Source organism: Rhodococcus opacus, assembly GCF_012396235.1.
Lineage (GTDB): Bacteria > Actinomycetota > Actinomycetes > Mycobacteriales > Mycobacteriaceae > Rhodococcus_F > Rhodococcus_F opacus.
Genome location: NZ_JAAXPA010000038.1, coordinates 37,765 through 60,064 on the forward strand (window position 1 = coordinate 37,765; position 22,300 = coordinate 60,064).

A 22,300-nucleotide genomic window follows, 5' to 3' on the forward strand; every position below is an offset into this window, starting at 1 on the left:
GAACATGACCACTGACGAACAGGCGATCGCACGCGACCTCAGCGATCGCGTCGCGACCCTCGTCGAACAGAACGACCTGTCGGATCCGACCGGGTTCCTCGGAGCCCGATTCGACGCCGGCCTCGCGTGGGTCCACTTCCCGCCGGGGCGCGGCGGGCTCGGTCTGCCGCAGAGCTTCCAGGCGCAGGTCGATGCCGAACTCGCTGCCGCCGGAGCGCCCGGTCCGGCCAAGGGCCGCAACGGGATCGGATTGGGCATGGCCGCGCCGACCATCGCCGCGTTCGGCACCGAGGAACAACAGCAGAAGTACCTGCGGCCGATCTTCACCAGCGAGCACATCTACTGCCAGTTGTTCAGCGAACCGGGGGCGGGCTCCGACCTGGCCGCGGTCGCGACGCGAGCCGTCCGTGAGGGTGACGGCTGGATTGTCAACGGGCAGAAGGTGTGGACGTCGGGGGCGCAGAACGCACAGATGGCGATCCTCGTGGCCCGGACGGATCCGACGGTGCCCAAGCACGCCGGGCTCACGTACTTCCTGTGCGACATGAGCGATCCCGGTATCGACGTCCGGCCGTTGCGGCAGATCACCGGTGAGGCCGAGTTCAACGAAGTGTTCCTCACCGACGTCCACATTCCCGATACCGATCGGCTCGGCGACGAGGGGCAGGGCTGGCGGGTGGCCACCGCGACCCTCAACAACGAGCGGGTGGCGATCGGTGGTTCCGCGGCCGCCCGCGAGAGCGGCATGATCGGACCGGTCGCCCAGGCCTGGCGGGAGCAACCCGAACTCCGCGATCCGGCGATGCACGACGAACTGCTGCGGCTGTGGGTCGAAGCGGAGGTCGCCCGGCTGACCGGGGAACGCCTGCGGCAACAACTCGAGGCCGGGCAACCCGGCCCGGAGGGATCCGGCCTGAAGCTGGCTTTCGCCCGGCTCGCGCAGACCATTTCGGGTTTCGACATCGAACTCCACGGCGAGGCCGGGCTGCGGTACGACGACTGGACCATGCGCCGCCCCGACAAGGTCGACTTCACCGGCCGTGAACCCGGCTACCGGTACCTGCGCGCGAAAGGCAACTCGATCGAGGGCGGCACGTCCGAGATCCTGCGCAACGTCATCGCAGAACGCGTCCTCGGCCTCCCGCCGGAGCATCGCGTCGACAAGGACATCGCCTGGAAGGACCTGCCCCGATGAGCACCGCAGATCTGCTGTATTCCGACACGGAAGACGCCCTGCGCGACTCCGTCCGCCGCCTCCTCGCCGACCGCTGCCCACCGGAACTGGTGGTCGGGGCGTACGACCGGGCACCCGCCGACTTCTCCGGAGTGTGGAAATCCCTCGCCGTCGAACTCGGACTGGCGGGCCTGCTCGTCCCCGAGGACCTGGGCGGCGCCGGCGCGACCGCACGCGAGGCTGCGGTGGTCATGGAGGAGATCGGACGTGCCGTCGCGCCCGTCCCGTACCTTTCCAGCGCCGTACTCGCGACGGTCGCGCTGCTGAAGGCGGGAGACTCGCGAACGGTCGGCGCACTCGCCGACGGGACGACCACCGGTGCGCTCACGGTCGGGCTCGCGACCGCACCGGGCCGGTTCACCCCGACCGTGCGCCGGGACGGCGACGCCCTGACCGGCACCGTTACCAGTGTCGCGGGCGTCTCGGAGGCCGACATCCTGATCGTGCCGGTCGAGGGTCCGGGTGGACTCGAACTGCACACGGTTCCCGCCGGCACCGCCGGCGTCTCGGTCATTTCCGTGCTCGCGCTCGACATGACCCGGCCACTGTCGGATGTCTCGTTCGACGCCGCCGCATCCACCCGCATTGACGACGGCAACGCCGCGGCGGCGGTCCGTGACGCCCTCGTCGTCGGTGCCGCACTGCTCGCCTCCGAGCAACTCGGGCTTGCGCAGTGGTGCTTCGAGACGACCCTGGCGTACGTCAAGGAGCGAACCCAGTTCGGCCGCGCCGTCGGGTCGTTCCAGGCGATCAAGCACCGCCTCGCCGACCTGTGGCTCGAGGTCACCTCCGCGGCCGCCGCTGCCCGCTACGCCGCGGACACTGCCGCCCGGGGCGACGCGGACGCCGAGGTCGCGGCTGCCGTCGCGCAGGCGTACTGCAGTGACGTCGCCGTCCACGCCGCCGAGGAGTGCGTCCAGCTGCACGGCGGGATCGGCATGACGTGGGAATACCCCGCGCACCTGTATCTGAAGAGGGCGAAGAGCGATCAGCTCGCGTTCGGCACCGCCTACCGTCACCGCGCGCGCCTCGCCGACCTGATCGACCTGCCCGCGTAACCCGAGCCGCACCACCGACAGTCAGGAAGCAATCCATGAAGGCATGGCGTGTCCACGAACTCGGCGAGCCGCGCACCGCGCTGCAACTCGAGGAGGTCCCGGATCCGACGGCAGGCCCCGGCCAGGTGCTGGTGAAGGTTCTCGCCGCACCGGCGAACTTCCCCGACGTGCTGCTGTGCCGCGGCGAATACCAGATCAAGCCGCCGCTGCCGTTCACACCCGGAGTCGAGCTGTGCGGTGACGTGCTGGAGGTCGGTGACGGCGTGACCCGCTTCGCCGTCGGCGACCGGGTGATCGGCAACCCCAACCTGCCCGGCGGCGGATTCGCCCAGATGGCCGTGATGGACGAGGCCAACACGTTCGCCGCCCCGTCCGCGCTCGACGACGCCGAGGCGTCGGCGTTGAGCATCGGCTACCAGACGAGCTGGTTCGCCCTGCACCGGCGCACCCAGCTGAAGCCGGGGGAGACGCTGCTCGTCCATGCCGCCGCGGGCGGAGTGGGCAGCGCCGCAGTGCAATTGGGCAAGGCTGCCGGAGCGAAGGTGATCGGCGTCGTCGGAGGCTCCGACAAGGTCGAGTACTGCCGCCGGCTGGGGGCGGATCTGGTGATCGACCGGCACACCGACGATTTCGTTCCGCTGGTCAAGGAATTCACCGGCGGACGCGGCGCGGACGTCGTCTACGACCCGGTCGGCGGCGACGCCTACGCGAAGTCCACCAAGTGCATCGCGTTCGAAGGCCGGATCCTGATCATCGGTTTCGCCGGCGGCACCATCCCGACACCCGGCCTCAATCACGCCCTGATCAAGAACTACTCGATCATCGGCCTGCACTGGGGTCTGTACAAGCAGTACAACCAGCAGGCGATCGCCGACTGCCACGAGGAACTGACCCGTCTCGCCGACTCCGGTGCGATCACGCCGCTCATCAGCGAGCGGCTCTCGCTCGCGGACGTCGCCGACGGCATCGGCCGGCTCGGTGACGGCAGCACCGTCGGCCGCCTCGTCTTCCAACCCTGAAGGGAACGCACATGGACATCGGTTCGCTGTTCGACGTCGCAGGCAAGACCGTGGTGGTCACCGGAGGTTCGCGGGGTATCGGCCGGATGATCGCGCAAGGATTCGTCCTGGCCGGGGCTACCGTGATCATCTCCGCCCGCAAGGCCGAGGCGTGCGAGAAGGCCGCGGCCGAACTGTCCGCCGCCGGGCCGGGGACGTGTCACGCACACCCCGCCGACCTGTCCACCGAGGAGGGGATCGAGGGCCTCGTCGCGCGGGTCGCCGAGGTGTCGCCCCGGCTGGACGTCCTGGTGAACAACGCCGGAGCGACGTGGGGTGCGCCGGTCGACGATTTCCCGGCCGCCGGTTTCGACAAGATCTTCGACATCAACGTCAAGGGCGTGTTCATGCTCACCCAGGCGTTGCTGCCGAGTCTGCGGGCCGCGGCGACGGACGGTGACCCCGCCCGGGTGATCAACATCGGATCGATCGACGGACTCGTGGTGTCGGGTAGCGAGAACTTCTCGTACGGGGCGAGCAAGGCCGCGGTCCACATGCTCACCCGCAAGCTCGCAGCGACACTGGCCGCCGAGCGGATCACCGTCAATGCCATTGCCCCCGGACCGTTTCCGAGCAAGATGATGGCCTTCGTCCTGGACGATCCGGAGCGGAAGGAGGCGGTCGAGGGATCGGTCCCGCTCGGCCGGGTCGGCACCCCGGAAGACGTCGCGGGCACCGCGATCTTCCTCTCCTCGCGTGCCGGGGCCTACCTCACCGGCACCGTCGTCCCCGTCGACGGCGGGATGTCGGGAACACGCTGAACAGCACGTCAGACAGTCGGAACACGGAACGAGCGAGAGGCGGTACGGCCGCGATGAGCTGGTACGACGACAGGCCCTGGATGGATCGGTACGACGAGAACACGCGTTCCGTGGGGGAGATCCCCGCCCGGACAGCGCTCCACATGTTCTCGGCCGCGGTCGAATCCGCCCCGGACGGGCCGGCCATCCGGTACCTCGGGGGCACCCTCGACTACCGCGAGGTCGACGAACTCAGCGACGGTGTGGCCGCCTACCTCACCGAGAACGGATTCGGGAAGGGCGACCGGCTCGCAATCTACCTGCAGAACATCCCGCAGTTCGTGCTGGCGTTGCTCGGCACGTGGAAGGCGGGCGGTGTCGTCGTCCCGCTGAACCCGATGTACCGGGACGAGCTTTCTCACATCCTCACCGACGCCGGAGTCACCGCGATCGTGTGCAGCGAGAACGCGTGGGCCGATCGGGTGGCGGAGCGGGCATCCGCCGCCGGGGTGCGGATCGCGCTGACCGCGAGCGAACTCGACATCCAGACGTCCGGCGACCCACGGGTGTTCGGGGGCGTGACCCGGGTGCGCGCCGAGGGCGTGCCGGACCTGCTCGAGGTGGCCCGGGCGCGCGCGGGGGCCGGCGTGCCGGATCCCGGTCTGGTCCCGGACGACGTCGCGCTCGTGTCCTACACGTCCGGAACGAGTGGAGTCCCCAAGGGAGCGATCAACACCCACCGGAATCTCACCGTCAACAGTTCGATCCTGCGCCTGTACGAGAGCAAGCCCGCCGGTTCGCCGATCTTCGCGCTCGCACCGCTGTTCCACATCACGGGCATGGTGTGCCAGTTGCTCACCGCGATCGACCTGGCGTCGCCGCTGATCCTCGCGTACCGGTTCGACGCAGGGGTCGTCCTCGACGCCCTCGAGCGGGAGCGGCCGGTGTTCATGGTCGGCCCGTCCACCGCCTACATGGCGCTGATGGCCCACCCCGACTTCTCCGGTGAGCGCTTCGCTTCGCTGGAGGCCGTGATGTCCGGTGGCGCCCCGCTACCCCCTGCCATCGTCGAACGGTTCCGGGAGCTGACCGGAAAGTACATCCGCAACGGCTACGGGCTCACCGAGACCAGCGCACCGTGCGTCGTCGTCCCGCCGAACCTGGAGGCGCCGGTCGATCCGTCGTCGGGCACGCTGGCGATCGGCCTGCCCCTTCCGTCCGCCGTGATCCGGATCGTCGGGGAGGACGGGCACGACCTCGACCCGCTCGAAGTCGGGGAGATCGCCGTCGACGGGCCGATGGTCGTGCCCGCGTACTGGAACAAGCCGGACGCCACGGCGCAGTCGCTGCCCGGCGGCCGGTTGCTCACCGGCGATGTGGGCTTCATGGACGCCCAGGGCTGGGTGTACGTCGTCGATCGCAAGAAGGACATGATCAACGCGTCCGGGTTCAAGGTCTGGCCGCGCGAGGTCGAGGACGTCCTGTACCGGCACCCGGCAGTCCGGGAGGCCGCCGTCGTCGGCGAGCCGGACAGCTACCGCGGCGAGACCGTCGCCGCGTTCGTCAGCCTCCGCCCCGGGCAGACGGTCGAGACGGACGACCTCGTCGAGTACTGCCGGGAGCGGCTGGCGAGCTACAAGGCCCCGAGGCGCGTCGAGATCGTCGACGAACTGCCCAAGACGGCCAGTGGGAAGATCCTCCGACGCGAAATGCGCCGCAGCACCCCGGCCTGAGCCCGCCGCCGTCCCGTTCGTTCCGACGATCAGGCGAGAACGGGGTGCGGGTAGTCCGCCGCGCGGTGCTGGAACGACAGGATCCGGGGGTTCTGCACGACCCCGTCGCGGATCTCGACGGCCCGCCGGATCGTGTCGCTGCGGTCCCAGGCGGCGGGTCCGTCGAGGACCGTCCCCAGGTGCGGGAGCAGGGCCTCGCTGATCTCCCACGTCGCCGAATTCCACAGGTAGGACGGGCTGTGATCGACCGCGTAGTAGCGGACGTTCTCACCGATCATGAACGTCGGATCGGCGAACGACGTGGGCCGGGCCCAGCTGAAGCCCATTCCCTCGTCGCAGGACACGTCGACGACGAGGCTGCCGGGCAGGAGGGTCTCGACGTCCGAGTCGATCAGGAACGTCAGCGGCGACTCCGTGTCCTGCAGGACGCAGTTGACGATGATGTCGTGCCGGGCGAGGAATCCGGCGAGCGGCATCCGGCCCTCGTCCGTGGTGACGTGGCTGCGGCGCGGATCGGCGTCGTCGTGATCGAACTGCACGATCTCCGCGGAGTGGATCGGCGAGCTCACGGCGGTGACCCCGCGCTGGGTGACGACGTGGACGTCGTGGATGCCCAGGGCGTTCAGCGCGGTGACGGCGCCGCGGGCGGTGGCACCGAAGCCGAGGACCACGGCGCGGAGACGGCGGCCGTAGTCGCCGGTCGAACCCGCGATCGACAGGGCGTGCAGCACCGAGCTGTATCCGGCGAGCTCGTTGTTCTTGTGGAAGACATGGAGCTGGAACGACCCCTCGACGCTCCAGTGGTTCATGGCCTCGAACGCGATCAACGTGAGGTGGCGATCGACGGCCACCTGGGTGAGCTCCGTGTCCTGGACGCAGTGCGGCCACCCCCACAGGATCTGGCCGTCACGCAGGTCCGCCAGATCCTTCGCGAGAGGTTTGGGCAGCAGGAGGACGTCGTTGTGCTCGATCAGCTGCTCCCGGGTGCGCAGACCGCCCACCGACAGGGCCAGCTGCTCGTCGGACACGCCGAAGGGCTCTCCGTAGCCGTACTCGAGATGGATGCGGCCACGGAGGTCGGGGTCGATCCGGTCGAAGTGGAGCGGGTGGATCGGGAGCCGGCGTTCGTCGGTTTTGCTCGAACGCGCGACGACGCCGAGGGTGAGTGGATGAGAGCGGTGTTGCTGCACAGGGTGTCCCTTGGTCGACACTGCCGGAGAGAGTCTTCGGCAGAGAGTTGTTGCCGCGGAACCCGCAATGGAGGAGGCCAGCGTTCGATCGATGTGCGCGGCATCTGCCGGCGCGGCTGCAGCTCTCGACAAAGCCCGAGGAGATCACTCGGGGAAGACTGGTAGCACCAGAGAGAAAGGCTGCGCCGCGACAGGCGACGCAGTTCCTCGTGGTGCCCCCGGCAGGATTCGAACCTGCGACCTTTCGCTCCGGAGGCGAACGCTCTATCCCCTGAGCTACGGGGGCGCACCGGAAATCCGGTGTGCCGATTGGGCTGGCCAATCGTAGCGCATGGGTAGTGGGATCGACCAAATCGGTCCCCCTACTTCGTGGACTCGCCCCGGTAGCGGCCCGAACACGCCTAGTGTCGGGAGGACGTGGACGCTCGCGAACTCCCGGGGAGGGGTCGAGAATGACCGATGGACGGCAGGTCGGGTCGCAGGACTCCGACGGGCACTATTCCGATTCCGACCTCGATCTGGACCTGCGGTGGTGGGCAGCGGCCAACTATCTGACGGTCGCGCAGATCTACCTGCAGGACAACGCGCTTCTGCGTGCGCCGCTGCGCCCCGAACACATCAAACCCCGGCTCCTCGGGCACTGGGGGACGAGCCCGGGTCTGTCGATGATCTACGCCCTGCTGAACCGTCTCATCCGCCGGACCGACACCGACTGTCTCTACGTGACGGGTCCCGGACACGGTGGCCCTGCGCTCGTCGCCGCCACGTACCTGGAGGGGACGTACTCCGAGGTGTACCCGGGCGTGTCCCGCGATGCCGCCGGTATCCACCGTCTCTGCCGGCAGTTCTCGACGCCGGGTGGCATCCCGAGTCACGTCAGTGTGCAGACGCCGGGCAGCATCCACGAGGGCGGCGAGCTCGGCTACGCTCTCGCGCATGCCGCCGGGGCGGCATTCGATCACCCGAACCTGTTGGTGGCGTGCGTGATCGGAGACGGCGAGGCCGAGACCGGACCACTGTCCGGTTCGTGGAAACTCCCCGCATTCCTCAATCCGGAACGTGACGGAGCGGTGTTGCCGATCCTGCACGTCAACGGAGCGAAGATCGCCGGGCCCACCGTCTACGGTCGCAGCAGCGACGCGGACGTCGAGGCGTTCCTCGGCGGTCAGGGCTGGGCGCCGACCGTCGTCTCCGGCGACGACCCGAGGCAGGTCTTCCCGGCGCTGCATCGCGCCCTCACCGACGCGCACGCAGCGATCTCCGACCTGCAGCGGGAGGCGCGGGCCGGCCGGCGCAGCGCAGCCAAGTGGCCGGCGATCGTGCTGCGGACCCCGAAGGGCTGGACCGGTCCGCGCACCGTCGACGGCGTGCTCGTCGAGGGCACGCACCGGGCGCATCAGGTTCCGCTGTCGGGGGTGCGGACCGACGAGGCGCATCTGCGTCAGCTCGAGGAGTGGATGCGGTCCTACGGCCCCGGTGAACTGTTCGACTCCTCCGGCGCACTCGTTCCGGACCTCGAGCGGCTCGCGCCGCAGGGCGACAAGCGGATGGGTTCGTCGCCGTACGCGAACGGCGGCCGCCTGCGTGCCGATCTTCCCGTGCCGCCGCTGGAGAAGTACGCGCTCGCGATCGAGAAGCCCGGCACCACCGTCCACGAGACCACCCGGGTGCTCGGGGAACTGCTCCGCGACCTGTACGTCGCTACCACCACGCCCGACGGCGGTGGATACTTCCGGCTGTTCTGCCCGGACGAAACGGCCAGCAACCGGTTGGGCGCCGTGTTCGAGGTGACCGACCGCTGCTGGCAGCTGCCGGTCACCGACTACGACGACGGACTGTCGGCCCGCGGCCGGGTGATGGAAGTGCTCAGCGAGCACCTCTGCGAGGGATGGCTGGAGGGATATCTGCTGTCGGGGCGGCACGGGCTGTTCGCCAGCTACGAGGCGTTCGCGATGGTGAGCGTGTCGATGCTCGTCCAGCACACGAAGTGGCTGCAGCACGCGGTGGATCTGCCGTGGCGGGCACCGGTGGCGTCGCTGAACGTCCTGCTGACCAGCACGTGCTGGCGCAACGACCACAACGGGTTCAGTCATCAGGGGCCGGGCATGATCGACGCCGTCATCCCGCTCGCACCGGATGTCGTCCGGATCTGGCTGCCACCCGACTCGAACACTCTGCTCTCCATCGCCGACCACTGCCTCCGCAGCACCGACCACGTCAATCTCATCGTGGTCGACAAGCAGCCGCACCTGCAGTACCTGACCCTCGCGGAGGCGCATGCGCACTGCGCGGCCGGGGCGTCGGTGTGGGAGTGGGCGGGGACGGAAGGCGCGGTGGGCGCCGACCCGGACGTCGTGCTCGCCGCCGCCGGGGACGTCCCGACCCAGGAGATCCTCGCCGCGGCGCAGTTGCTGCGCGAACACACGCCGGACCTGGTCACCCGGGTGGTCAACGTCGTCGACCTGATGGGGTTGCTCACCCCCACCGAACACCCGCACGGATTCGACGCACGCATGTTCCTCGACCTGTTCACCGCGGACACGGACGTGGTGTTCGCGTTCCACGGGTACTCGCGCGCCGTCCACGAGCTGATCCACGGGCGTCCCGCCCCGGACCGGTTCCACGTTCGCGGCTTCAGCGAACAGGGCACCACGACGACACCGTTCGACATGGTCGTGCTCAACCGGATGAGCCGCTATCACCTGGTCCTCGAGGCGCTGCGACGCACGCGGAGAGAGCCGGCCGGTGCCGGCGAACTGGCCGATTTCTGCCTCCGGCAACTCGAACGGCACGGCGAATACGTCGTCGCGCACCTCGAGGACATGCCCGAGGTGCGCGACTGGACGTGGTCGTGAAGCCGGAAGTCAGTTCATCGGGAGGGGAGCAGCGCCCTTCGCGGTGAGCATGTTCGTCATCACCGTCGACTCGCTCTGCTGGGTGTCCACCATCGTCTGCGCGAGAGAGCGCACCGCGTCCTCCGACGCGTGCTGGGCCGCGTACTCCATCATCGGAAGTCCGCCCTGGTGGTGACGCAGCATCAGCTGGAGGTACAGGACGTCGACGGCCGGACCGGTGGCCTGACGCAACGCGGCCATGTCCTCCGAGGACGCCATGCCCGGCATCTTCGACATCGATCCCATGTGCCCGCTGTCGGCGGATCCGTGGTCGTGACCGTCCGAGTGCTCGGATTCCATCCAGCCCATGTAGCCGCCGGACGGCAGCGCCGGCTGATCCCACAGCGCGAGCCAGCCCTGCATCTGCCCGAGCTGATTCTGCTGCGTGGTGAGGATGTCGTACGCGAGGCCGCGCACCGCCGGGTCGGTGGCGCCCGCCAGCGCGATCGCCGACATCTCCACCGCCTGGCTGTGATGCACGCTCATGTCCTGCGCGAATCCGACGTCGACGGAACCGGCCTCGGGAACCGGGGCGCCGGAGTCCTCGAGCGGAAGCCGGGCGAGGAACCCGAGCGCGAATCCGAGGGCGATGGCGCCGATCAGCCCGATGACCAGCAGCGCTGTGCGCTGACTGGGCCGGGACGGGGCTGGATTGGCTGCGGGTTCGGCTGAACTAGCCATTGCCGCCCTCAGCCGGCGCCTGCTGCAGATCGGACGGCAGCTGCAGGTCGCTCGGGAGCTGCATGCCGCTGGGCAGCTGCGCCCCCGCGCCACCGGACTCGGACTGGTCGGGGCTGATACCGCCACCGTCCATCGGCACCGCGTCCGCGCCGGGTGCGCTCGGGTCGAACGGCGGCGGGTTGTCGGGGTCGAAACCGGAGCCCGGGATGGACGAGCAGCTCGCGCCGACCTCCGGGTAGGTGTTCTTGTTGATCCGCAGCGCGGTGATGAACTGGTCGATGCGCTCGTCGTCGACGCTGTCCAGCTTCAGCTGGTGCCCCCACGACTGCAGCGAGACCGGGCTGTCGAGGCCCGGGAACGGCGACATCAGCGTGTACGTCTCGCCGTCCACCTTGTCCTTCAGCGTCTCGACCTGGTCGGCGGACAGCTCGTCCGGGTTGTAGGCGATCCACACGGCGCCGTGCTCGAGCGAGTGCACGGCGTTCTCGGTGCGGATCGCGTTCGGGTAGACCGTGCCGGTGCACGTCGCCCAGATGGCGTCGTGCGGGCCACCGAACGGGGGCGACTGGTCGTACGCGACGCGCTGCGTCGGCTGGATGTGGATGCCGGCCGGGTAGTCGACCTTGACGACGCCGTCGATGTTGACCGACGGGTCGGGATTCTCGACGCTCGGTGCGTACTTCGCGGCTTCTTCCTTGGCCTGGTACTTGGGGACCAGGTTGATCGCGAGGATCGCCACGAGTGCGAGAACGGCAGCTCCGGCGCCGATCGTCAGCCAGGGGATGGTCCGCGGAGCGGACGCGCCACCCTTGACTTTCGCGCCGCCGCTCCTCTTCTTGGCGGCCTTGATGGCCTTCGCCGACTTCGCGCCCGAGTTCTTATCGGGACCGCGACTTTCCGAACCGCTTGGCATCGATTGTGATCTTTCGGTGTGTGGGTTACGGGCGCTCGACCCCCGGTAACCGGAAGCTGAGGGCCGGGACTCAGGGCGACACCACTGTACTTTCCCACCCTGAGCGCAACCTGGGAGAGTGGCCGCGGCCACGCTCGCCGGCGGTCGCCGGGCCCGCGGCGGGACTCGCGGGAAGGCGGATCACCGCCCGGGACGCGTTGGCCATAGGATAGATACCTGTGACTCCAGCTGACCTTGCCGAACTGCTCCGCGGAACCGCCGCGAAAGTGCTCGCCGAACGCGGACTCGACGTGTCCGTGCTTCCCGAAACTCTCACGGTCGAGCGTCCGCGCAATCCCGAGCACGGCGATTACGCCACCAACGTCGCGATGCAGGTGGCCAAGAAGGTCGGTACCAACCCGCGTGAGCTGGCCGGCTGGCTCGCCGAGGCGCTGACCGCGGCCGCGGGCATCGACAGCGCCGACATCGCGGGCCCGGGATTCCTCAACATCCGCCTGGCCGCCGACGCGCAGGGCGCGATCGTCGCGAAGATCCTCGAGGAGGGTGCCGCGTTCGGGTCCGGACACACGCTCGACGGCAAGAAGATCAACCTCGAGTTCGTCTCGGCCAACCCCACCGGCCCCATCCACCTCGGTGGAACGCGCTGGGCGGCCGTGGGCGACGCGCTGGGCCGGATCCTGTCCACCCAGGGCGCGGCAGTCACCCGCGAGTACTACTTCAACGACCACGGCGCCCAGATCGACCGGTTCTCCCGCTCGCTGATCGCGGCCGCCAAGGGTGAACCCGCCCCCGAGGACGGCTACGCGGGCGCGTACATCGCCGACATCGCCACCCAGGTGCAGCAGCAGCGCCCCGACGTGCTGGAACTGCCCGCGGGCGAGCAGCAGGAAGTCTTCCGCGCCATCGGCGTCGACCTGATGTTCGCCCACATCAAGCGCACCCTGCACGAGTTCGGCGTCGACTTCGACGTCTACTTCCACGAGAACTCGCTGTTCGAGTCCGGTGCGGTGGAGAAGGCCGTCGAGACGCTCAAGGACTCCGGCAACCTGTTCCAGGAGGACGGCGCCTGGTGGCTCAAGAGCACCGACTTCGGCGACGACAAGGACCGCGTCGTCATCAAGAGCGACGGCAACGCGGCGTACATCGCCGGTGACATCGCCTACTTCCAGGACAAGCGCTCCCGCGGCTTCGACCTGTGCATCTACATGCTCGGTGCCGACCACCACGGGTACATCGGCCGGCTCAAGGCGGCCGCGGCCGCGTTCGGCGACGACCCCGACACCGTCGAGGTGCTGATCGGCCAGATGGTGAACCTCGTCCGCGACGGTGTGGCCGTGAAGATGAGCAAGCGCGCCGGGACGGTCATCACCCTCGACGACCTCGTCGAGGCGATCGGCGTCGACGCGTCGCGGTACGCGATGATCCGGTCGTCGGTGGATTCGAGCATCGACATCGACCTCGAACTGTGGACGAGCACCGGCAACGAGAACCCGGTGTACTACGTGCAATACGCGCACGCCCGCCTGTCGGCCATCGCCCGCAACGCCGCCGACCTCGGTGTCGCGGTCACGGATCCCGACTTCTCGCTGCTCGTCACGGAGCAGGAGGGCGATCTGATCCGCACCCTCGGCGAGTACCCGCGCGTCGTCACCAGTGCCGCGAATCTGCGTGAGCCGCACCGCATTGCGCGGTATCTCGAGGAGCTGGCCGGTGCCTATCACCGGTTCTACGGCGCCTGCCGGATCCTGCCCCAGGGCGACGAGGAAATCGGCCCGCTGCACATCGCGCGACTGGCGCTGTGCGACGCGTCCCGTCAGGTCCTGTCCAACGGGCTGGCCCTGCTCGGCGTCAGCGCACCGGAGCAGATGTGAACGCGCACCCCGCAGGTCCCAAGCACGCCGAACAGCTGCACGCACCCGGTCTGCCCGAACGTCCCGCCGACGCGGCCGCATTCGCCGCACTCTCTCCCGAGGTGTGGCCCCGCAACGCGCACCGCGCCGCGGACGGAGTCGTCAGCCTGGCGGGCATCCCGGTCACCGAACTGGCCGAGAAGTACGGCACCCCATTGTTCGTGGTCGACGAGGACGACTTCCGGTCCCGCTGCCGCGACATGGCCCGTGCGTTCGGGTCCACCGCCAAGGTGCACTACGCATCCAAGGCGTTCCTGTGCGGCGAGATCGCCCGCTGGGTCGCCGACGAGGGCCTGTCCCTGGACGTCGCGTCGGGCGGTGAACTGGCGGTCGCCCTGCACGCCGGATTCCCGGCGGAGCGAATTGCCATGCACGGCAACAACAAATCGGTCGCCGAGCTGACCGCCGCCGTGTCGGCCCGGGTCGGGCACATCGTGCTCGACTCCGCCACGGAGATCGACCGCCTCGACAAGGTGGCCGCCGAAGCCGGTGTGCTGCAGGACGTTCTGATCCGCGTGACGGTCGGAGTCGAGGCACACACCCACGAATTCATCTCCACGGCCCACGAGGACCAGAAGTTCGGGTTCTCGCTCGCGGGCGGAAAGGCGATCGACGCGGTCCGCCGGGTCTTCGCCGCCGACAATCTGCGGCTGGTCGGACTCCACAGCCACATCGGCTCGCAGATCTTCGACGTCGACGGCTTCGAGTTGGCCGCACACCGCGTGATCGGGCTGCTGCGGGACGTCGTCGCGGAGTTCGGCGTGGACAAGACCGCCCAGATCTCGATCATCGACCTCGGCGGCGGCATGGGAATCTCCTACGTCCCCACCGACGACCCGCCGCCGGTCGACCAGCTCGCCGCCAAACTCGGCGACATCGTGCGCAACGAGTCGGCGCTCGCCGGTCTGCCGGAGCCGACGCTGGCCGTCGAACCCGGACGCGCGATCGCCGGACCCGGCACGGTGACGCTGTACGAGGTCGGCACCATCAAGGACGTCACCGTCGGCGCCAACCTCACCCGCCGGTACGTCAGCGTCGACGGCGGAATGAGCGACAACATCCGTACCGCGCTGTACCAGGCGGAGTACGAGGCCAAACTGGTCTCGCGGGTCAGCGACGCGGCACCGGTGGTGTCCCGCGTCGTCGGTAAGCACTGCGAGTCCGGCGACGTCGTGATCCGCGACACCTGGATGCCCGAGGACATCGACGCCGGCGATTTGCTCGCCGTCGCGGCCACCGGTGCATACTGCTATTCGATGTCGAGCAGGTACAACCTGCTCGCCCGCCCTGCCGTGGTGGCGGTGCGCGACGGACAGTCGCGCGTGATCCTCCGGAGGGAAACCGTGGAAGACCTGCTGAGCTTGGAGGTACAGGAGTGACGAGCGAATCGGCGCATCGCGCTATCGGTGTGGCCGTCCTCGGCCTCGGCAACGTCGGGAGCGAGGTCGTGCGCATCCTGCGGGAGCACAGCGAAGACCTCGAGGCTCGCGTCGGTGCCCCGCTGGAACTGCGCGGAGTGGCCGTGCGCCGCCCCGGCAAGGACCGCGGAATTCCCGAGGAGTTGCAGACCACCGACGCGGAGTCACTCGTGGCCCGCGACGACGTCGACCTCGTCGTCGAGGTGATCGGCGGCATGGACCTGCCCCGCAAGCTGATCCTCTCGGCGCTCAACTCCGGCAAGTCCGTCGTCACCGCCAACAAGGCGCTGCTCGCCGATCACACGGGTGAACTGGCCGAGGCCGCGGAACTGCACAACGTCGACCTCTACTTCGAGGCCGCCGTGGCCGGCGCGATCCCCGTGATCCGCCCGCTCATCCAGTCCCTCGCCGGTGACCGGGTGAACAAGGTCGCCGGAATCGTGAACGGAACCACCAACTTCATCCTGTCGGCGATGGACGAGACCGGCGCGGACTACGCCGCGACCCTCGCCGAGGCCGGACGCCTGGGATACGCCGAGGCCGATCCGACCGCCGACGTGGAGGGCTACGACGCCGCCGCCAAGGCGGCGATCCTCGCGTCGATCGCATTCCACACCCGGGTCACGGCCGCCGACGTGTACCGCGAGGGGATCTCCAAGATCACCGCGGCCGACCTGACGTCGGCTCGTGCACTCGACTGCACGATCAAGCTGCTGTCCATCTGCGAGCGGATCACCACCCCCGAGGGCAAGGAGCGGATCTCCGCGCGGGTCTACCCGGCGCTCGTGCCGCTGGAACATCCGCTGGCCTCGGTCAACGGTGCGTTCAACGCTGTCGTCGTCGAGGCGGAGAACGCCGGACGCCTGATGTTCTACGGGCAGGGCGCAGGCGGCGCCCCCACCGCGTCGGCCGTGATGGGCGACCTGGTGATGGCCGCGCGCAACAAGGTGAACGGTGGCCGCGGACCCCGCGAGTCCAAGTACGCCAAGCTGAAGATCGCGCCGATCGGCGACATCCCCACGCGCTACTACGTCAACATGCAGGTGACGGACAAGGCCGGGGTCCTGTCGGCGGTGGCTGCCGAATTCTCGCAGCACGGCGTCAGCATCTCCACCGTGCGGCAGGAAGGCGCCGGCGACGGTGCCCGCCTCGTCGTCGTGACCCACGTCGCGACGGATTCTGCTCTGTCGGAAACCGTTGAGGCACTGAGCAAACTCGAATTCGTCACCGCTGTGACCAGCGTGCTGCGACTGGAAGGCACCGAACAATGACCGGCACCCGTAACCCCGTTCACATCCCCTGGCCGGGGCTGATCGAGGCTTACCGCGACCGCCTCGCCATCGGACCGAACTGGAAGACGGTCACCCTGCGCGAGGGCGGTACCCCGCTGCTGCCCGCCGGGCACCTCTCGGAACTCACCGGTTGCGACGTCTACCTGAAGGTCGAGGGGCTCAACCCGACCGGTTCGTTCAAGGACCGCGGCATGACGATGGCCGTCACCGACGCGCTCGCCCGCGGCCAGCAGGCTGTTCTGTGCGCGTCCACGGGTAACACGTCCGCTTCCGCCGCCGCGTACGCCGCGAAGGCGAAGATGACCTGCGCCGTGCTGGTGCCCCAGGGCAAGATTGCGATGGGCAAGCTCGCGCAGGCCGTCATGCACGGCGCGCGGATCATCCAGGTGCAGGGTAACTTCGACGACTGTCTCGAACTGGCCCGCAAGACCACCGCGGAGTTCCCCACGATCGGGCTCGTGAACTCGGTCAACCCGGTCCGCATCGAGGGCCAGAAGACCGCGGCCTTCGAGATCTGCGACGCACTGGGCAAGGCCCCCGACGTGCACGTGCTCCCGGTCGGCAACGCGGGCAACATCACCGCGTACTGGCGCGGGTACTCCGAGTACTACGCGGACGGGCTCACCAGCGTGAAGCCGCGCATGCTCGGCGTCCAGGCCGCCGGCGCCGCCCCGCTCGTCCACGGCGCACCGGTGAAGGACCCGGAGACGATCGCGACCGCGATCCGCATCGGCTCGCCCGCGTCCTGGAACGGCGCGGTCACCGCCAAGGAAGAGTCGCACGGCGCCTTCCGGGCCGCGACCGACGACGAGATCCTCGAGGCGTACCGGCTGATCGCCAGGACCGAAGGGGTGTTCGTCGAGCCCGCCTCGGCCGCGAGCGTCGCAGGTCTGCTCGCCGCCCGCAAGGAGGGCTGGCTGGACTCGGGGCTGACCGTCGTCTGCACGGTCACCGGTAACGGCCTCAAGGACCCCGACACGGCGTTGGCGGGTATGCCTGAGGTTCAACCGATCCCGGTCGATCCTGTCGCGGTCGCGTCGGCCCTCGAGCTGGCGTAGTGGTGGCGCCCACGCCCACCACGCCGCAGGACCACACCGCTGCCATGACACAGACCCTCCCCACGGGCCTCACCGTGACCGCCCGCGTGCCTGCGTCGAGCGCCAATCTCGGCCCGGGCTTCGACACGCTGGGCATCGCGCTCGGACTGTACGACGAGATCACCGTGACCACCACGGGTTCGGGGCTGAAGATCCGGGTCGAAGGCGAGGGTGCCGACGACGTGCCGTGGGGTCCGTCCCATCTCGTGGTCCGGGCCATCGAACGTGGCCTGGAATCGGCGGGTGTGTGGGCTGAAGGCCTGGATGTGGTGTGCCGCAACGCGATACCCCATTCTCGGGGCCTGGGTTCGTCGGCCTCCGCCGTCGTCGGGGGGCTGGCGGCCGCCAACGGCCTGGCGATCAAGCTCGACCCCGAACTCGGACTGTCGCTCGATCAGCTCGTCCAGCTGTCGTCCGAATTCGAAGGGCACCCCGACAACGCGTCGGCGAGCGTGCTCGGCGGTGCCGTGGTGTCGTGGAGTTGCGCGGGCGAGCAGACCGACGGAGCGCCCGCGGCCACCGACATCTACTCGGCGGTCGCGCTGAAGGTCCATCCCGCGATCCGCGTCGTCGCTCTCGTGCCGGGGGAGCGCTCGTCGACCGCCCATACGCGGGGTCTGTTGCCCGAGACGGTTCCCCACCGGGACGCGGCGTTCAACGTCAGCCGCGGGGCCCTCGCTGTGGTGGCGCTCACAGAGCGTCCCGACCTCCTGATGGCGGCCACCGAGGACCGACTGCATCAGACGCAGCGCGCTCCGGCTCTCCCGCTCACGACGCGATGGATCGCCGTCCTCCGCAAGGCGGGTATCGCCGCCACCGTCTCGGGAGCCGGACCGACCGTCCTCGCATTGACCACGGAGCCTTTCCCCGTGGATCTTCGAGCGCAGGCCGAGGCCGAGGGGTTGCAGGTTCTCGAACTGGACGTGGCGGACGGCGTCCGGACCAGCTGACACGCCGTAGGGGCGTCTCCTTGCCCCTACGGTCGTTCACAGCTATCCTGGGCAATGTCCGTACATCGTGCGCATCAGACGCCGGTGCTTCACCAGGGCAATTACTCCAGGTCAATCGGGGTTGACGGCTCCTGGCACGATCCTCCGCACTATCTGTCGTGTAGGGATTGCGAGTACGCGCCTGTTTCAAAGGTGATGTGATGGCGGGCAAGCCGGCAGTTCTTCACATGCAACTACGTACGGCACATCCGAATTCGGTATTCGAAACCGAATTACGGGACGAACCCTCGACTCTGCGCAGCGCGAGTGAGGGAAGGAAAGGACCTCCGTGACCGATACGGACCTCATCGCCGCTCCTGTGCGCGCCTCCTCGGTGGATACCGTTGGCGCGCAGGCAGGCGACTCTTCACAGGCGTCATCGACCGCACCCGGCACCGGTGCCGTGACAGCCTCCACCAAGCGCGCCGAGGCGCGCCGGGGTGCCGGGCTGTCCGGAATGGTGCTCACCGAGCTCCGCACTCTCGCAGGTGAGCTGGGCATCAAGGGCATTTCGGGGATGCGCAAGGGCGACCTGATCGCCGCGATCAAGGAGCGTCAGGGCGGCACTTCCGCCCCGGCCGCTGCCGCGACCGAAGCCGCTCCCCGGACCCGGGCCACGCGCGCGAAGCGCGAACAGTCCGCTCAGACCGAACTCGAAGTGACTCCGCAGGCGGAGACCACGGAGAAGACCGCCGAGCCCAAGTCGGCCGAACCCGCGACGGGCGACGGCGCAGCCGCCGACTCCGACACCGCCGAAGGCGGCCGTCGCGGGCGTCAGCGCCGCGGATCCGCGCGTCGGGCAGGCGCACCCGAGCAGGGTGACCAGGGCGGCAACGCTCAGGACACCGCCTCGGCGAATGCCACCGACACGCAGCAGGCCGAGCGCAAGCAGGCCGACGACCGTCAGGATTCCGCCGAGAAGCCGGCCAAGCAGGACGGGGCCGGCGAACAGGGCGGCGACCGCAGCCGACGTGAGCGGGGCGGCGACCGCGGTGATCGTGGCGACACTCGTGGTGACCGCGGCGACCGCGGTGACCGGGGCGACCGCGGTGACCGGGGCGATCGCGGTGACCGGGGCGATCGCGACAACCGTGGCGACCGCAGCCAGGGCAGCAACGGCCCGCGCACCAACGACAACCGCCCGAGCGACGACGAGGAAGGCGGTCGCGGACGCCGCGGACGTCGCTTCCGCGAACGCCGTCGTGGACGCGACCGCGGCGAAGGCGGCGGCGGTGACGCCCGCGAGACCGAGATCCGCGAGGACGACGTCCTGCAGCCGGTCGCCGGCATCCTGGACGTCCTCGACAACTACGCGTTCGTGCGGACCTCCGGCTACCTGGCCGGACCGAACGACGTCTACGTGTCGATGAACCTGATCCGCAAGAACGGTCTCCGCCGCGGCGACGCCATCACCGGCGCCGTCCGGGTCGGACGCGAAGGCGAGCAGGGCAACCAGCGCCAGAAGTTCAACCCGCTGGTCCGCATCGACACCGTCAACGGTGGCGACGTGGAAGCGGCCAAGAAGCGCCCCGAGTTCGGCAAGCTCACCCCGCTGTACCCGAATCAGCGGCTGCGTCTGGAGACGACGCCGAACATCTTGACGACGCGTGTCATCGACCTGGTGATGCCGATCGGCAAGGGACAGCGTGCGCTGATCGTGAGCCCGCCGAAGGCCGGTAAGACCAGCGTTCTGCAGGCCATCGCCAACGCCATCGCGACCAACAACCCCGAGTGCTACCTCATGGTCGTGCTGGTCGACGAGCGTCCCGAAGAGGTCACCGACATGCAGCGTTCGGTGAAGGGCGAGGTCATCTCCTCGACCTTCGACCGTCCGCCGGGAGACCACACCTCGGTCGCCGAGCTGGCCATCGAGCGTGCGAAGCGTCTGGTGGAGGCGGGCAAGGACGTCGTCGTCCTCCTCGACTCGATCACCCGCCTCGGCCGTGCGTACAACAACTCGTCGCCGGCCTCGGGACGCATCCTCTCCGGTGGTGTCGACTCGACCGCGCTGTATCCGCCGAAGCGTTTCCTCGGTGCTGCGCGCAACATCGAGAACGGCGGTTCGCTCACGATCATCGCGACGGCCATGGTCGAGACCGGTTCCACCGGCGACACCGTGATCTTCGAGGAGTTCAAGGGCACCGGTAACGCCGAGCTGAAGCTCGACCGCAAGATCGCGGAACGTCGTGTGTTCCCGGCCGTGGACGTGAACCCGTCGGGTACGCGTAAGGACGAGCTGCTGCTCAGCCCGGACGAGGCGGCGGTGCTGCACAAGCTCCGGCGCGTGCTCTCGGGTCTCGACTCGCACCAGGCCATCGATCTGCTGATCGACCGCCTCAAGAAGAGCAAGAGCAACATCGAATTCCTCATGCAGGTGTCGAAGACTGCTCCGGGCGCGATCGACGACTGATCTCGACCCGACGCGGGGCCCGGCGACTCTCGGTCGCCGGGCCCCGCTGTTTTCCCTCGGGAACCACCGTGGAACAAAACGCGGACCACCCGCGTTGACCACACCGCAAGCACAAATGCCGATTGGGATCGCGAACCTGCGATCTGGCATACTGAGCGGCTGAGTCCGGTTCCGGTTCACGTCTTCGAACGGCGAAGGCGACCCGGCGACCATTGAAAGGGACACCATGAAGTCAGGCATTCACCCCAACTACGTGGCCACCACCGTGGTCTGCGGTTGCGGAAACACCTTCGAGACCCACAGCACCAAGGAGACCGGGCGTATCAACGTCGAGGTCTGCTCGCAGTGCCACCCGTTCTACACCGGCAAGCAGAAGATCCTCGACACCGGTGGACGTGTCGCCCGCTTCGAGGCTCGCTACGGCAAGCGCGCCGGCAAGGGCGCAGCCAAGGAATCTGCAGAGTCCTAGCTGTTCCGCCGACGCCCGTCCTGCGATAATTGCAGGCCGGGCGTCGGCTTTTTTGTGCCCATTCCCGAAAGAAACGCAGAGCGGAGCGAATCATGGCAGGGACCACCCAGCCGTCGGCCATCGACGACATCCTGGCCGAACATGCCGGCCTGGAGCAGCAGTTGGCGGACCCGGCCCTGCACAACGACGCTTCCGCGGCCCGCAAGGCGGGCAAGCGATTCGCCGAGCTCGCGCCGATCATGGCGACGTACACCAGGCTCAAGTCGGCGCAGGACGATCTGGATGCCGCGCGCGAACTCGCCGCCGACGACTCCAGCTTTGCCGCCGAGGTACCCGAACTCGAGGCGCAGGTCCTGGAACTCGACAAGACCCTCACCGACCTTCTGGCCCCCCGCGACCCGCACGACGGTGACGACGTGGTGCTCGAGGTGAAGTCGGGGGAGGGCGGCGAGGAATCCGCGCTGTTCGCCTCCGATCTGGCCCGGATGTACGTCCGGTACGCCGAGCGGCACGGCTGGCGTGTCGAGATCCTCGACGCGACCGTGTCCGATCTGGGCGGATACAAGGACGCGACGCTGTCGATCAAGTCGAAGGGCGATGTGCGTGACGGGGTCTGGGCGCGACTGAAGTTCGAGGGCGGTGTCCACCGCGTGCAGCGCGTGCCCGTCACGGAATCGCAGGGACGCGTCCACACGTCCGCCGCCGGTATCCTCATCTACCCGGAACCGGAAGAAGTCGAGGAGGTGCAGATCGACGAAACCGATCTGCGCATCGACGTCTACCGCTCCTCGGGCAAGGGTGGTCAGGGTGTCAACACCACCGACTCCGCGGTCCGGATCACGCACCTGCCCACCGGAATCGTCGTGACCTGCCAGAACGAGCGCTCACAGCTGCAGAACAAGGCCCGCGCCATGCAGGTGCTGGCCGCGCGGCTGCAGGCCGCCGCCGAGGAAGCCGCGGATGCCGAGGCGTCGGCGGGCAGGCAGAGCCAGGTGCGCACCGTCGACCGTTCGGAGCGCATCCGCACCTACAACTTCCCGGAGAACCGCATCACCGATCACCGGATCGGTTTCAAGTCCCACAACCTGGACGCGGTCCTGGACGGCGAACTCGACGCCCTGCTGGACGCCCTGGGCAAGTCGGACCGTGAGGCGAGGCTCGCCGCGGAGTAACCGCGAAGCGGGACCGCGCCACCGGACGGCGAGCCGCGTGGC

General features: G+C 68.8%; 17 protein-coding genes and 1 tRNA gene. 14 read left to right on the top strand and 4 right to left on the bottom strand.

The features are described from left to right. Positions 1–4: 4 nt before the first annotated feature. From HGB39_RS33970 to HGB39_RS33990, 5 genes are read left to right on the top strand one after another with little or no spacing between them, the layout of a single operon-like run. Entirely contained in the window at positions 5–1,195 is a 1,191-nt protein-coding gene (locus tag HGB39_RS33970; RefSeq protein WP_005562321.1) for an acyl-CoA dehydrogenase family protein, read from the top strand. Then, positions 1,192–2,292 (top strand): acyl-CoA dehydrogenase family protein, encoded by a 1,101-nt coding sequence (locus HGB39_RS33975; protein ID WP_005562319.1) that lies wholly within the window; start codon positions 1,192–1,194, stop codon positions 2,290–2,292. Before HGB39_RS33970 ends, HGB39_RS33975 begins: the two co-directional genes overlap by 4 nt. A 35-nt stretch (positions 2,293–2,327) precedes the next feature. Then, positions 2,328–3,311: an NADPH:quinone oxidoreductase family protein gene (locus tag HGB39_RS33980; protein ID WP_054248130.1), complete on the top strand. Its 984-nt coding sequence runs from the start codon at positions 2,328–2,330 to the stop codon at positions 3,309–3,311. A gap of 11 nt (positions 3,312–3,322) precedes the next feature. Next, entirely contained in the window at positions 3,323–4,111 is a 789-nt protein-coding gene (locus tag HGB39_RS33985; RefSeq protein WP_005573479.1) for a RhlG family 3-oxoacyl-ACP reductase, read from the top strand. Positions 4,112–4,164: 53 nt separating this feature from the next. Continuing rightward, complete coding sequence (locus HGB39_RS33990; RefSeq protein ID WP_005573480.1) at positions 4,165–5,823, top strand: AMP-binding protein; 1,659 nt, start codon at positions 4,165–4,167, stop codon at positions 5,821–5,823. Positions 5,824–5,852: 29 nt separating this feature from the next. Here the strand turns inward: HGB39_RS33990 and HGB39_RS33995 are convergent, their stop codons facing one another. Then, a complete protein-coding gene (locus HGB39_RS33995) occupies positions 5,853–7,013 on the bottom strand; it encodes a N(5)-(carboxyethyl)ornithine synthase (protein ID WP_005252938.1) in 1,161 nt (386 codons plus the stop codon). A gap of 210 nt (positions 7,014–7,223) precedes the next feature. Further along, positions 7,224–7,299, bottom strand: a tRNA-Arg gene (locus tag HGB39_RS34000). A gap of 166 nt (positions 7,300–7,465) precedes the next feature. Between HGB39_RS34000 and HGB39_RS34005 the strand changes: the two genes are divergently transcribed. Further along, positions 7,466–9,868 carry a phosphoketolase family protein gene (locus HGB39_RS34005; protein ID WP_005573481.1) on the top strand — a complete coding sequence of 801 codons (2,403 nt, stop codon included), beginning with the start codon at positions 7,466–7,468 and terminating at the stop codon, positions 9,866–9,868. A 9-nt stretch (positions 9,869–9,877) separates the two neighbouring features. Here HGB39_RS34005 and HGB39_RS34010 read toward each other — a convergent pair whose 3' ends face one another. Continuing rightward, positions 9,878–10,588, bottom strand: coding sequence for a DUF305 domain-containing protein (locus tag HGB39_RS34010; RefSeq protein WP_054248128.1), 711 nt, complete (start codon positions 10,586–10,588; stop codon positions 9,878–9,880). Then, complete coding sequence (locus tag HGB39_RS34015; protein WP_054248127.1) at positions 10,581–11,501, bottom strand: thioredoxin-like domain-containing protein; 921 nt, start codon at positions 11,499–11,501, stop codon at positions 10,581–10,583. The genes HGB39_RS34010 and HGB39_RS34015 overlap by 8 nt, the downstream gene beginning before the upstream one ends. A 218-nt stretch (positions 11,502–11,719) precedes the next feature. On the opposite strand from HGB39_RS34015, the gene argS reads away from it, so the two are divergent. From argS to prfA, 8 genes are all read left to right on the top strand, one after another. Then, the gene (argS, locus tag HGB39_RS34020) at positions 11,720–13,372 is read left to right on the top strand and encodes an arginine--tRNA ligase (protein WP_005571134.1); all 1,653 of its coding nucleotides are present in this window, start codon (positions 11,720–11,722) and stop codon (positions 13,370–13,372) included. Continuing rightward, complete coding sequence (lysA, locus tag HGB39_RS34025; RefSeq protein ID WP_005571137.1) at positions 13,369–14,790, top strand: diaminopimelate decarboxylase; 1,422 nt, start codon at positions 13,369–13,371, stop codon at positions 14,788–14,790. The genes argS and lysA overlap by 4 nt, the downstream gene beginning before the upstream one ends. Next, positions 14,787–16,100, top strand: a complete 1,314-nt coding sequence (locus tag HGB39_RS34030) for a homoserine dehydrogenase (RefSeq protein ID WP_005252944.1) — start codon at positions 14,787–14,789, stop codon at positions 16,098–16,100. Before lysA ends, HGB39_RS34030 begins: the two co-directional genes overlap by 4 nt. Next, positions 16,097–17,179, top strand: a complete 1,083-nt coding sequence (gene thrC, locus HGB39_RS34035; RefSeq protein ID WP_054248124.1) for a threonine synthase — start codon at positions 16,097–16,099, stop codon at positions 17,177–17,179. Before HGB39_RS34030 ends, thrC begins: the two co-directional genes overlap by 4 nt. 44 nt (positions 17,180–17,223) lie before the next feature. Continuing rightward, entirely contained in the window at positions 17,224–18,168 is a 945-nt protein-coding gene (gene thrB, locus HGB39_RS34040) for a homoserine kinase (RefSeq protein ID WP_039952663.1), read from the top strand. A 328-nt stretch (positions 18,169–18,496) separates the two neighbouring features. Further along, the gene (gene rho / locus HGB39_RS34045) at positions 18,497–20,617 is read left to right on the top strand and encodes a transcription termination factor Rho (RefSeq protein WP_064080749.1); all 2,121 of its coding nucleotides are present in this window, start codon (positions 18,497–18,499) and stop codon (positions 20,615–20,617) included. 226 nt (positions 20,618–20,843) lie between these two features. Beyond that, the gene (gene rpmE / locus HGB39_RS34050; RefSeq protein ID WP_005252948.1) at positions 20,844–21,086 is read left to right on the top strand and encodes a 50S ribosomal protein L31; all 243 of its coding nucleotides are present in this window, start codon (positions 20,844–20,846) and stop codon (positions 21,084–21,086) included. A 92-nt stretch (positions 21,087–21,178) separates the two neighbouring features. Further along, a complete protein-coding gene (gene prfA, locus HGB39_RS34055) occupies positions 21,179–22,258 on the top strand; it encodes a peptide chain release factor 1 (RefSeq protein WP_005571060.1) in 1,080 nt (359 codons plus the stop codon). The last annotated feature ends 42 nt before the right edge of the window (positions 22,259–22,300 follow it).

Bases quoted from the DNA above. Each gene is read 5' to 3' on its own strand.
- HGB39_RS34015 (WP_054248127.1), bottom strand. From the start codon at position 11,501: ATGCCAAGCGGTTCGGAAAGTCGCGGTCCCGATAAGAACTCGGGCGCG.
- thrB (WP_039952663.1), top strand. From the start codon at position 17,224: ATGACACAGACCCTCCCCACGGGCCTCACCGTGACCGCCCGCGTGCCT.
- HGB39_RS34010 (WP_054248128.1), bottom strand. From the start codon at position 10,588: ATGGCTAGTTCAGCCGAACCCGCAGCCAATCCAGCCCCGTCCCGGCCC.
- HGB39_RS33975 (WP_005562319.1), top strand. From the start codon at position 1,192: ATGAGCACCGCAGATCTGCTGTATTCCGACACGGAAGACGCCCTGCGC.
- thrC (WP_054248124.1), top strand. From the start codon at position 16,097: ATGACCGGCACCCGTAACCCCGTTCACATCCCCTGGCCGGGGCTGATC.
- HGB39_RS34005 (WP_005573481.1), top strand. From the start codon at position 7,466: ATGACCGATGGACGGCAGGTCGGGTCGCAGGACTCCGACGGGCACTAT.
- prfA (WP_005571060.1), top strand. From the start codon at position 21,179: ATGGCAGGGACCACCCAGCCGTCGGCCATCGACGACATCCTGGCCGAA.
- rpmE (WP_005252948.1), top strand. From the start codon at position 20,844: ATGAAGTCAGGCATTCACCCCAACTACGTGGCCACCACCGTGGTCTGC.
- HGB39_RS33980 (WP_054248130.1), top strand. From the start codon at position 2,328: ATGAAGGCATGGCGTGTCCACGAACTCGGCGAGCCGCGCACCGCGCTG.
- HGB39_RS33985 (WP_005573479.1), top strand. From the start codon at position 3,323: ATGGACATCGGTTCGCTGTTCGACGTCGCAGGCAAGACCGTGGTGGTC.
- HGB39_RS33970 (WP_005562321.1), top strand. From the start codon at position 5: ATGACCACTGACGAACAGGCGATCGCACGCGACCTCAGCGATCGCGTC.
- HGB39_RS33990 (WP_005573480.1), top strand. From the start codon at position 4,165: ATGAGCTGGTACGACGACAGGCCCTGGATGGATCGGTACGACGAGAAC.